Origin of the sequence: Streptomyces toxytricini (genome assembly GCF_014649915.1) — a bacterium.
In the GTDB taxonomy this organism is placed as follows: Bacteria; Actinomycetota; Actinomycetes; order Streptomycetales; family Streptomycetaceae; genus Streptomyces; species Streptomyces toxytricini.
Genome location: NZ_BMTY01000004.1, coordinates 279,945 through 290,953 on the forward strand (window position 1 = coordinate 279,945; position 11,009 = coordinate 290,953).

The 11,009-nt window shown below is 73.4% G+C and carries 8 protein-coding genes and 2 tRNA genes; all 10 read left to right on the forward strand.

Features of this window, described 5'->3' with window-relative positions; all coding sequences use genetic code 11:
- Positions 1-69: 69 nt before the first annotated feature.
- The 10 genes from nadD to IE170_RS07185 all read left to right on the forward strand — a co-directional run bounded on the left by nadD (position 70) and on the right by IE170_RS07185 (position 9,550).
- Complete coding sequence (gene nadD / locus IE170_RS07140) at positions 70-687, forward strand: nicotinate-nucleotide adenylyltransferase (RefSeq protein ID WP_114057523.1); 618 nt, start codon at positions 70-72, stop codon at positions 685-687.
- A gap of 26 nt (positions 688-713) precedes the next feature.
- The gene (locus IE170_RS07145; RefSeq protein WP_189808425.1) at positions 714-2,465 is read left to right on the forward strand and encodes an LCP family protein; all 1,752 of its coding nucleotides are present in this window, start codon (positions 714-716) and stop codon (positions 2,463-2,465) included.
- A gap of 118 nt (positions 2,466-2,583) precedes the next feature.
- Entirely contained in the window at positions 2,584-3,030 is a 447-nt protein-coding gene (gene rsfS, locus IE170_RS07150) for a ribosome silencing factor (protein ID WP_114057521.1), read from the forward strand.
- Positions 3,031-3,122: 92 nt separating this feature from the next.
- Positions 3,123-3,743: a histidine phosphatase family protein gene (locus IE170_RS07155; RefSeq protein WP_189808507.1), complete on the forward strand. Its 621-nt coding sequence runs from the start codon at positions 3,123-3,125 to the stop codon at positions 3,741-3,743.
- A gap of 133 nt (positions 3,744-3,876) precedes the next feature.
- Positions 3,877-3,949 (forward strand) — tRNA-Ala (locus tag IE170_RS07160).
- A gap of 145 nt (positions 3,950-4,094) precedes the next feature.
- Positions 4,095-4,328 carry a hypothetical protein gene (locus IE170_RS07165; protein ID WP_008738908.1) on the forward strand — a complete coding sequence of 78 codons (234 nt, stop codon included), beginning with the start codon at positions 4,095-4,097 and terminating at the stop codon, positions 4,326-4,328.
- Positions 4,329-4,473: 145 nt separating this feature from the next.
- A tRNA-Ala gene (locus IE170_RS07170) sits at positions 4,474-4,546 on the forward strand.
- Between the two features lie 245 nt (positions 4,547-4,791).
- Complete coding sequence (leuS, locus tag IE170_RS07175; protein ID WP_189808426.1) at positions 4,792-7,662, forward strand: leucine--tRNA ligase; 2,871 nt, start codon at positions 4,792-4,794, stop codon at positions 7,660-7,662.
- Between the two features lie 162 nt (positions 7,663-7,824).
- Positions 7,825-8,586, forward strand: coding sequence for a hypothetical protein (locus IE170_RS07180; RefSeq protein WP_373298954.1), 762 nt, complete (start codon positions 7,825-7,827; stop codon positions 8,584-8,586).
- A 118-nt stretch (positions 8,587-8,704) separates the two neighbouring features.
- On the forward strand, positions 8,705-9,550 hold the full coding sequence (locus tag IE170_RS07185) for a DegV family protein (RefSeq protein ID WP_189808427.1): 846 nt from the start codon (positions 8,705-8,707) through the stop codon (positions 9,548-9,550).
- Positions 9,551-11,009: the final 1,459 nt, after the last annotated feature.

Sequence of the window (11,009 nt, forward strand, 5' to 3'; positions counted from 1 at the left end):
CGCCCCGCGGGCGCGCACGCGCCCGACCCCGGTCCGCGGCAGCCGGCCGGGCCAGTAGGCTCTGCGCTCATGGGAGAGCAGGAGACGCCTACCGGCCCGGTCAAGCGCCGGCTCGGCGTGATGGGCGGGACATTCGACCCGATCCACCACGGACACCTGGTGGCCGCCAGTGAAGTGGCCGCCCTGTTCCACCTCGACGAGGTGGTCTTCGTCCCCACGGGCGAGCCCTGGCAGAAGTCGCACCGGGCCGTGTCGCCCGCCGAGGACCGCTACCTGATGACCGTCATCGCGACGGCGTCGAACCCCCAGTTCTCGGTGAGCCGCATCGACATCGACCGCGGCGGCCCGACGTACACGATCGACACCCTGCGCGACCTCAGCGCGCTCAACCAGGACGCCGACCTCTTCTTCATCACCGGCGCCGACGCCCTCGCGCAGATCCTCACCTGGCGCAACGCCGACGAGCTCTTCTCCCTCGCCCACTTCATCGGGGTGACCCGGCCCGGCCACGCCCTCTCCGACGACGGCCTGCCCGAAGGCGGAGTCTCCCTCGTCGAGGTGCCCGCCCTGGCCATCTCCTCCACCGACTGCCGCACGCGCGTGGCCCAGGGCGACCCGGTCTGGTATCTGGTGCCGGACGGTGTGGTGCGCTACATCGACAAGCGTGAGCTGTACCGGGGAGCCTGAGCTCCCGGCGACGAGAGGGGCCCGCGGTGAACGACCGACAGGAGCCGTACGACCCGTACGGAGCCCGGGAGCAGCAGCTCATCGGCTACGACGCGTACGGGCGCCCGGTGTACGGCCCCGCGTCCGCGGCTCCGCCGGCCCACCACCACGACCAGGGCCACGGGTACCCGGACCCCGGCCACGGACCGGGCCCGGCGTACGGCGCGGACCCCGGCCACGGCGCGGACCCGGCCTACGGCGGCGCCCCCTCGTACGGCGGACAGCAGCACTACCCGGCGCAGCCCCAGGAGTACGCGCCCCCGCAGTACGCCCCCCAGCAGTACCCCGCGGCCGGGGCGTACGGCCAGGACGCGCAGCAGCAGGTGCGCGAGCAGTGGATCCCGCACCAGCAGCCCGCCCCGCAGGCCGCGGCCGCCCCGGCCCCCGCAGAGCCGCGCACCGCCCAGGTCCCCGAGCCGCGCCGGGCCGGAGACGGCGCGGACGGAGGCCGTGCCGGGGACGGCGGTGACGCCACCGGCTACCGGACCGAGCAGTTCGCGTTCATCGACCAGCCGGACGAGGACTCCGAGGACGTCATCGACTGGCTCAAGTTCACCGAGAGCCGCACCGAGCGCCGCGAGGAGGCCCGCCGCCGCGGCCGCAACCGCGTCGTCGCCCTGACCGCCGTCCTCGCGCTCGTCGCCGTCGCGGGCGCCGGCTACCTCTGGTGGGCGGGCATGCTGCCCTTCCTCGGCGGGGCCGACGGCAAGGGCGGGGCCACCGCCGGTGGGCCGCAGAAACGCGACATGATCGTCGTGCACGTCCACAACACGAAGAGGGGCGGCACCTCCACCGCCCTGCTCGTCGACAACGTCACGGCCGGCCGGGGCGCCACCGTCCTGCTGCCCAACACCCTCGGCGTCACCAGGGACGACGGCACCCCCGCCCCCCTGGGCAAGGCCGTCGAGGAGGGCGGCCTCGGCGTGCGCGAGTCCCTCGACTCGGTGCTCGGCACCGGCATCGGCGGCACCTGGCGCCTGGACACCCCGTTCCTGGAGAACCTCGTCGAGCTCGTCGGCGGCATCGAGGCCGACACCGACACCGCGATCCCCGCCGACGACGCCGCCAAGGTGCCCGCCGTGGGGCAGGGCGCGAAGCAGCACCTGAGCGGCGCCATGGCCGTCGCGTACGCCACCCACCGCGCCCCCGGCGAGCCGGAGGCCGAGCAGCTGGAGCGCCTCGGGCGGGTGCTGTACGGGGTGCTGCGCAAGATCCCCGGCGATGCGGGGTCTGCCACGACGACCGTGGAGAGCATGGGCCAGATCCTCGACCCCTCCCTGAACGCCGAGACCCTCGGCGCGATGCTGGCCCGGCTCGGCGAGCACGCCAAGGAGGGGCAGTCCGCGTACCGCACGGACGTGCTCGGCGTGAAGCCCGACGGCACGCTCACCGACGAGGCCAACCGGACCGTGGTCAAGGAGGTGCTCGGCGGCAGCTTCACCGCCGCACAACCCGGTGCCGCGCCGCGCGTCGGCCTGCGGGACGCCGGCGGCGACGCCAAGGCGCAGGTCGCGGCCAAGGCCGCCCTCCTCAACGGCGGCTACACCTTCGTCGACGGCGGCAAGGCGGACCGGTCGCAGTCCGCGACGCAGGTCACCTACCAGGACGACGCCCAGCGGCCCCGGGCCGTCGAGGTCGCCAAGACGCTGGGGCTGCCGGAGACGGCAGTGAAGAAGGGCGAGAACACGGTCAACGCCGACGTCGTCGTGACGCTGGGCAGGGACTGGAAGCCCTCCTGACGCGCTCCCGACGGGGCCCGCTTGGGCCCGGCCGCCCCGCCGGAAGCACGGCGCGGGCGGCGTCGGCGGCACATGAGACCCTTGTAGGGATCTGCCCGCCGACCCGAAAGCATGGCCAGTGACCGCCACGGACCGCTCCATCGAGCTCATCACCACCGCCGCCCAGGCGGCGGCCGACCGGCTCGCGCACGACATCATCGCGTACGACGTCAGCGACGTGCTGTCGATCACCGACGCCTTCCTGCTCGCCTCGGCGCCCAACGACCGCCAGGTCAAGTCCATCGTCGACGAGATCGAGGAGCGCCTCCTCAAGGAGCTCGGCGCCAAGCCGGTGCGCCGCGAGGGCGACCGCGACGCCCGCTGGATCCTGCTGGACTACGTCGACATCGTCGTCCACGTGCAGCACAGCGAGGAGCGCGTCTTCTACGCGCTGGAGCGCCTGTGGAAGGACTGCCCCGAGATCGAGCTCCCCGAGGACGCCAAGCTGACCAAGGGCAAGGCCGAGGAGTACGCCAAGCTGCGCGAGGCGCAGGGCGACGACGACCTGGACGGTGATCTGTTCTGAGCGCGAGCACGCAGCCGGGCGAGGGCCCGGACCCGCAGCCGGCGGCCGCCGCCGGCACGGCCCCCGGGCGGCCGGCCCGGACCGGCCGGAAGATCGTCCTGTGGCGGCACGGCCAGACGGCCTGGAACCTGGAGCGCCGCTTCCAGGGCTCCACGGACATCCCGCTGACCGAGACCGGGATGGCGCAGGCCCGTCGCGCCGCCCGCCTGCTGGCCTCCCTGGGGCCGGACGCCATCGTGGCCTCCGACCTCCAGCGGGCCTCCGACACGGCCGCGGAGCTGGCTGCCGTCACGGGGCTGCCCGTGGCCCGCACGGCCGCGCTGCGCGAGACGTACGCCGGCGAGTGGCAGGGCCTGACCCACGACGAGATCCTCGCCAAGCACGGCGAGCAGTACGCCGCGTGGAAGCGCGGCGAGCCCGTGCGCCGCGGCGGCGGCGAACTGGAGACCGAGGTCGCCGACCGGGCCGCCCCGGTGGTGCTGGAACACGCCGGGCGGCTGCCGGAAGGCGGCACGCTGGTGGTGGTCAGCCACGGCGGCACCATCCGCACGACGATCGGCCGGCTGCTCGGCCTCCAGCCGCACGACTGGGAGAGCCTCGGCGGGCTCTCCAACTGCTGCTGGTCCGTCCTGGGCGAGGGCGCCCGCGGCTGGCGCCTTCTCGAGCACAACGCCGGCACGCTGCCGGAACCCGTGCTCGGCGACGACGACTGAGCTCCGCCGGGGGCCCGTCTGAGCCCGCCTCAGAGGCGCCCCCGACCCGGATTTCACTTTCCGGCTGGTCGCGGCTAAAGTTCTTCTTGTTCGCAGCGCGGAACACCGGAAACGGGGGAGCGAGGCGGAGAGCGGGGCTATAGCTCAGTTGGTAGAGCGCTTGCATGGCATGCAAGAGGTCAGGAGTTCAATTCTCCTTAGCTCCACAATCAGGATCCCGTCCCCAACAGGGGGCGGGATCCTCGCGTTTGCCCTTTGCCTGCGCTTGCTGACCTGCCGCGCGCCCGCGTGGCAGAATCGGACGGCCGGAGGGGGAGTCGACGGCCCGACGCGGGAGGGAGTCGCTGACGGATGGGTGCACACCGGCGCCGGTGCGACTGGTGCAACAACGGCACGCCGATCGTGCGGGACATGGACCCGGTCAACCCCGACTACCAGTACTGGTGCGAGGAGTGCGCCCGGGCGCTGATCATCAAGGGCGACCCCATCGAGACGTACCGCGAGCTGGAGGGCGAGCCGATCTACGGCCGGCTCCTCGACGAGCACTGCACGCTCAAGCGCTTCTACCAGTTCGCCCGAGCCTAGACACCCGAAAACGGGACAAGGGTGGACATGTCGACCCCATCGGAATCTCGTTTTTGGACCTGGCCCGGAACCGTGTAATGTTCTGGGTGTCGCCAGGGGGAACCGGCAAGGGAAACCGAGAAGGGGCCCGGCGGCAGAGAAGCAAGGGGCTATAGCTCAGTTGGTAGAGCGCTTGCATGGCATGCAAGAGGTCAGGAGTTCAATTCTCCTTAGCTCCACAGTGAGGAAGCGGGCCACCCGGATCGGGTGGCCCGCTTCTCGTCGTACGGAACGGTCGAGCGGCCGCCGGGGCCGCTGCGGTACCCTGGCGCCATGCGTGCCGTACGCCTTCTGCTTACCGAGCCGCGCTGATCAGGGCCGACCCGCGATGGTCGGCATCGGCGCGGCTCCCCCTCCTGTGCGAGGGGTTTTTTCGTTTGGGCAGGCAGAGACGGCAGAGACGATCGATGGAGCTTCCGAAGACATGAGCGAGACGAACACCCCGGCCGCCGAGGCGGCCGAGGCGCACCGTTACACGGCCGCCATGGCCGCCGACATCGAGGCACGCTGGCAGGACGTCTGGGACGCGCAGGGCACCTACGAGGCCCCGAACCCCACCGGTGACCTGGCCGGAGACGCCGAGGTCGTCGCGCGCCCGAAGAAGTTCATCATGGACATGTTCCCGTACCCCTCCGGTGCGGGCCTGCACGTCGGCCACCCGCTGGGCTACATCGCGACCGACGTCTACGCCCGCCACCAGCGGATGAGCGGCCACAACGTCCTGCACACCCTGGGCTTCGACGCCTTCGGCCTGCCGGCGGAGCAGTACGCCGTGCAGACCGGCACGCACCCGCGCGTGTCCACCGAGGCCAACATCGAGAACATGAAGAAGCAGCTGCGCCGCCTGGGCCTCGGCCACGACAAGCGCCGCTCCTTCGCCACGATCGACCCGGACTACTACAAGTGGACCCAGTGGATCTTCCTGCAGATCTACAACGCCTGGTACGACGCCGATGCGAAGAAGGCCCGGCCCATCGCCGAGCTGGTCGCCGCCTTCGAGGACGGCAGCCGCGAGGTCCCCGGCGGCCGCGCCTGGGCCGACATGACCGCCGCCGAGCGGTCCGCGGTCCTGAACGACTTCCGGCTGGCGTACGCCTCGGACGCCCCCGTGAACTGGTGCCCCGGCCTGGGCACCGTCCTGGCCAACGAGGAGGTCACCGCGGACGGCCGTTCCGAGCGCGGCAACTTCCCCGTGTTCAAGGCCAAACTGAGCCAGTGGAACATGCGGATCACCGCGTACGCCGACCGGCTGCTGGACGACCTGGACGCGCTGGACTGGCCCGAGGCCATCAAGCTGCAGCAGCGGAACTGGATCGGCCGCTCCGAGGGCGCCCGCGTCGACTTCGCCGTCGGCGCCGACACCGTCACCGTCTTCACCACCCGCCCCGACACCCTGTTCGGCGCCACCTACATGGTGCTGGCGCCCGAGCACCCGCTGGTGGAGAAGATCGTCCCGGCCGAGTGGCCCGAGGGCACCCACCAGGTGTGGACCGGCGGCTCGGCGACCCCGTCCGAGGCCGTCGACTCCTACCGCAAGCAGGCCGCCGCCAAGTCGGACGTCGAGCGGCAGGCCGAGGCCAAGGACAAGACCGGCGTCTTCACCGGCGCGTACGCCGTCAACCCGGTCAGCGGCGCCCCCGTCCCCGTCTTCATCGCCGACTACGTGCTGATGGGCTACGGCACCGGCGCGATCATGGCCGTCCCGGCGCACGACTCCCGCGACTTCGCCTTCGCGCAGGCCTTCGAGCTGCCGGTCCGCTGCGTCGTCGAGCCCTCCGACGGCCGCGACGCCGACCCCGCCGAGTGGGAGGACGCGTTCACCTCCTACGACGGCACCATCGTCAACTCGACCGGCGAGGGCATCTCCCTGGACGGCCTCGGCGTCGTCGAGGCGAAGGCCGCCGTCACCGCCTGGCTGACCGAGCGGGGCATCGGCGAGGGCACGGTCAACTTCCGCCTGCGCGACTGGCTGTTCAGCCGCCAGCGGTACTGGGGCGAGCCCTTCCCGATCGTCTACGACGAGGACGGCGTCGCGCACTCCCTGCCCGAGTCGATGCTGCCGCTGGAGCTGCCCGAGGTCGAGGACTACTCGCCGCGCACCTTCGAGCCCGACGACGCCGCCTCCCAGCCCGAGACCCCCCTGTCCCGCAACGAGGCCTGGGTCAACGTCGAGCTGGACCTGGGCGACGGCCGCGGCGTGCGCTCCTACCGGCGCGAGACCAACACCATGCCCAACTGGGCCGGCTCCTGCTGGTACGAGCTGCGCTACCTGGACCCGCACAACCGCGAGGCCCTGGTCGACCCGGAGATCGAGCGGTACTGGATGGGCCCGCGCGAGGGCGCCCCGCACGGCGGCGTCGACCTGTACGTGGGCGGCGCCGAGCACGCCGTGCTGCACCTGCTGTACGCCCGCTTCTGGTCGAAGGTGCTGTTCGACCTGGGCCACGTCTCCTCGGCGGAGCCGTTCCACAAGCTGTTCAACCAGGGCATGATCCAGGCGTACGCCTACACCGACGAGCGCGGCGTGTACGTCCCGGCGGCCGAGGTCGAGGAGCGCGACGGCGGCTACTTCTTCGAGGGCCGGCCGGTCAAGCGCGAGCACGGCAAGATGGGCAAGTCCCTCAAGAACGCCGTCACGCCCGACGAGATCTGCGAGGAGTACGGCGCGGACACCCTGCGCCTGTACGAGATGGCCATGGGGCCCTTGGACGTCTCGCGGCCGTGGGACACCCGCGCCGTGGTCGGCCAGTACCGGCTGCTGCAGCGCCTGTGGCGCAACATCGTGGACGAGGAGACGGGCGCCGTCACCGTCGTCGACGGCGAGCCGGGCGAGGACACCCTGCGCGCCCTGCACAAGGCGATCGACGGGGCCGGCGCCGACATGGCGGGCCTGCGCTTCAACACCGCCATCGCCAAGATCACGGAGCTGAACAACTTCCTGACCAAGGCGGGCCGCCCGCTGGAGCGCCCGGTCGCCGAGGCGCTGGTCCTGCTGGTCGCCCCGCTGGCCCCGCACATCGCGGAGGAGCTGTGGCACCGCCTGGGCCACACCGACTCGGTCGTGCACCAGGCCTTCCCGGTGGCCGACCCGGCGTACGTGGTGGACGAGACCGTCACGTGCGTCGTCCAGGTCAAGGGCAAGGTCAAGGCCCGCCTGGAGGTGCCGCCGGCGATCTCCGAGGCCGACCTGGAGCAGCTGGCGCTGGCCGACGCGGCGGTCGTGGCGGCCGTGGGCGGGGCCGAGATCCGCAAGGTGATCGTCCGCGCGCCCAAGCTGGTCAACATCGTCGTCTGACGGCGGTGACCTGCGTCCGGTCAGGACCGGCGGCTGAGGCCGGCCGGCCCGCCGGGCTCGGGGTCTTCCCGTACGGGCAGGTTGGGGGTTCGATGGGAACCCCCGACCTGCCCGTGGCGTTTACGGTGGAGGGGACGGAAAACGGCAGGGGAAGGGGTCCTCGTGGAGGCAGGCGCGTTGATCATCATGTTCACCTTGGTGATGCTGTTCGCCCTCCTGGGTCTCGGCGCCTGGGCCACGGTGAAGGCGGTCGGCGCGGCCAAGCGCGGGGTGGACCGGACGATCACCCAGGCCAAGCGGACCGTGGAGGACACCGCCCTCAAGGCGAAGAGCATCGGCCAGGTCGGGGTGCCCGGCTCGCTGGCCCAGCTCCGGCTGGACCTGCGGACGTCCATGCGGACCACGCAGGAGGCCCTCAGGGAGGGCTCCCGCGTCGACGCCTCGCTGAAGGAGTCGCTCGTCCTGTTCGAGCAGCTCAGTGCGCACGGGCACGCGCTGGACGACGAACTGAAGCGGCTGGAGCAGGAGCCCGACCGGGCGCGGGTCGCCGCGGCCCTGCCCGACCTGCGGGAACGGGTCGCGAAGATCACGCAGTCCGCGGACTCCCTGCGGTGGGCCGCGCGCGACCGGGCCCGCCGGTTCGCCGAGGACGACCTGTCGACCCTGTCGGCGCAGATCGAGGTCGAATCGGACGCGCTGCGGGACTACGCCTCGCGCCGGGACCCCCTGGACGACCTCGCGGAGGCCGCGGCGTCGTGGGACGCGGCGGCGGGCCCGGCGGCCGGGCCGGGAACCGGTCGGGGCGAGCAGCGGCAGGACGCCCGCGGACAGCGGGGGGATTCGCAGACTCCGGCCCTCGACGCCCCCGCGCCGGCCCCGCAGTACCCGTGGCAGAAGAGCGCCCGTCCCGAGACGACCACCTGAGACGGGGCCCGGGCTGCGGCCCGGAGACGGCCTGCGAGCACGGGCGCTTGCACCGCGTCCCCCGCGGCGGGAGGGGTCGGGCTGCCGGCCCGCCCGCTCTGGCGGTAACCTCCGCCTCATGTCCCGCCATGTCGCGATCGTCACCGATTCCACGGCCTACCTGCCCCAACCGGCCATGGCGCGGCACGGAATCACCTCCGTCCCGCTGACCGTTGTCCTCGGCGACGAGGCCCTCGAAGAGGGGACCGAGATCTCGGCGCGCAGCCTGGCCCTCGCGCTGCAGAAGCGCCGGTCCGTCACGACGTCCCGGCCGAGCCCCGAGGAGTTCGTCCGGGCCTACCGGACGGTCGCGGAGAGCGGCGCCGAAGCCATCGTGAGCCTGCACCTGTCCGCGGAGTTCTCCGGCACGTACGACGCCGCCGTGCTGGCCGCGAAGACGGCTCCCGTTCCGGTGCGCGTCGTCGACACCGGCATGGTCGCCATGGCCCTCGGCTTCTGCGCCCTGGCGGCGGCCGAGACCGCCGAGGCGGGCGGCTCCCTCGACGAGGCCGTGGCCGCCGCGGAGAAGCGGGCCGCGGACATGGCCGCGTACTTCTACGTCGACACCCTCGACTACCTCCGCCGCGGCGGCCGCATCGGCGCCGCCCAGGCCCTCCTCGGCTCGGCACTGGCCGTCAAACCGCTGCTCACCCTGGACGGCGGCCGGATCCAGATGCTGGAGAAGGTGCGCACCGCGTCCAAGGCCATCGCGCGGCTGGAGGAGTTGGCGGTCGAGCGGGCGGGCGCGGCGAGCGTCGACGTGGCCGTACACCACCTGGCCGCTCCCGAGCGGGCGGAGAAGCTGGCGCAGCGGCTGCGGGAACGCATCCCCGGACTGGTGGAACTGCACGTCAGCGAGGTCGGCGCGGTCATCGGCGCGCACACGGGGCCGGGGCTGCTGGCGGCGGTGGTCTCCCCGCGCTGACCCCGGCGGTGTACCCCGGAACGGGTGGCCCGGTTGTCCACAACGGCGGGGCCATCCACCGGAATTGAGTACTCCGGACGGGCGCGGGGAGACGTCCCTACCGTCGTGGCATGACTCTTCGCACACGCCGTACGCGCCGCCCCGGAGCCGCCTCGGGCCCGGGCCGGCCGCCCCACTCCGACCACCGGCTGCGCCACGGCCGCGGGCGGCCCCGCCGACGCGATGCCGGACACCCAGACCCGGCGGCCGTCCGCCGACGCGCCGAAGCCCTCCTCGGCGGCACCGCCCCACCGCCGCCCCCGCCCCCTCCGCCGCCGCCCGACTCCGCGGCCCCCGACGGCGCCTGGGTGGATCCGCTCGGGTCGGCGGATCGGGCCGGGTCGGCGGATCGGGCCGGGTCGGCGGACGCGGCTTGGTCGGCAGACCCGGGCGGACCGGCGGATCGGATCCGGTCGGCCGGTCCACCCGGTGCGCGGGAGCCCGGCGGCGCTGTGGATGAGGTTCCGCCTGGGGTTGCGGCACGGCCTCCGGATGAACTGCCGCCTGCGGAGTCGGCCCAGTCAGCGTATCCGGTTCGGCCGACGGGTCCTCCCTGGTCGGCAGATCCGGCCTCGTTGGCTGGGCCGCCCGGTCTGTCGGACTCCGACGGCGCCGGGGGTGCGGCTCCGCCCGGGGAAGAGGCCCCGCCCGGGGATCCGGCCCAGTCGGCCGCTTCGGCTTGGCCGGCGGCCAGGGCCTGGCAGACCGGTCCGCCCGGCGCGTCGGGGCCCCGAGGTCCCGCGGGCGCCGTCCCGCCCGCGGTTCCGGACCGGGCGGCGGATGAGGTCGGGCGTGCGGGACCCGGCGGCGCTGCGGTCCCGGGCCGGTCGGAGATCCCCCTCTGGCCCTCGGAGGCGATCGGGGCTGCGGGCGCGGTCGGGGGCGGGGAGCTTGGAGGCGCCGCGGTTCCGGGTCGGCCCGCGGATGCGGGCGGGCGCGGGGAGTCCGGCGGTACTGCGGTTCCGGGCCGACCTGCCGTTACGGGCCGACCGGAGGACGCGGTCGGCGGTGCGGAGCCTGGAGCTGCTGGGGATGCGGTCCCGTCTGCGGCTCCGGTCCGGCCTCCGGATGCGGTCGGGCACGCGGGGTCGCGCGGCGCTGCGCTTCCGACCCGGCCGTGGGATGCCCTTCGGCCTGCGGATGCGGTCGGCGGTGCGGAGAACGGCAGCCCCCCGGGTCCCGTCCGGCCGGCCGCTCCTGTCCTGAATGAGGATGCCGTCCGCGGCGGTGTGGAGAACGGCGGCGCTGGTGGTCGCGTGTGGCCGGCCGTCCCGGGCCGGTCTGCGGATGTGGTCGGGGGCGCGGAGATCGGCGGTGCTGCGGTGCCGGGTCGGCCCGGGATGCCCGGCCGGTCCTGGGCCGCGGATGCGGTCGGGCGCGCGGAGTCCGGCGGTGCTGCGGATTCTGGCCGGCCCTGGGG

Coding starts and splice junctions, on each gene's coding strand:
- nadD (WP_114057523.1), top strand. CDS start 70: ATGGGAGAGCAGGAGACGCCTACCGGCCCGGTCAAGCGCCGGCTCGGC.
- IE170_RS07165 (WP_008738908.1), top strand. CDS start 4,095: ATGGGTGCACACCGGCGCCGGTGCGACTGGTGCAACAACGGCACGCCG.
- IE170_RS07185 (WP_189808427.1), top strand. CDS start 8,705: ATGTCCCGCCATGTCGCGATCGTCACCGATTCCACGGCCTACCTGCCC.
- leuS (WP_189808426.1), top strand. CDS start 4,792: ATGAGCGAGACGAACACCCCGGCCGCCGAGGCGGCCGAGGCGCACCGT.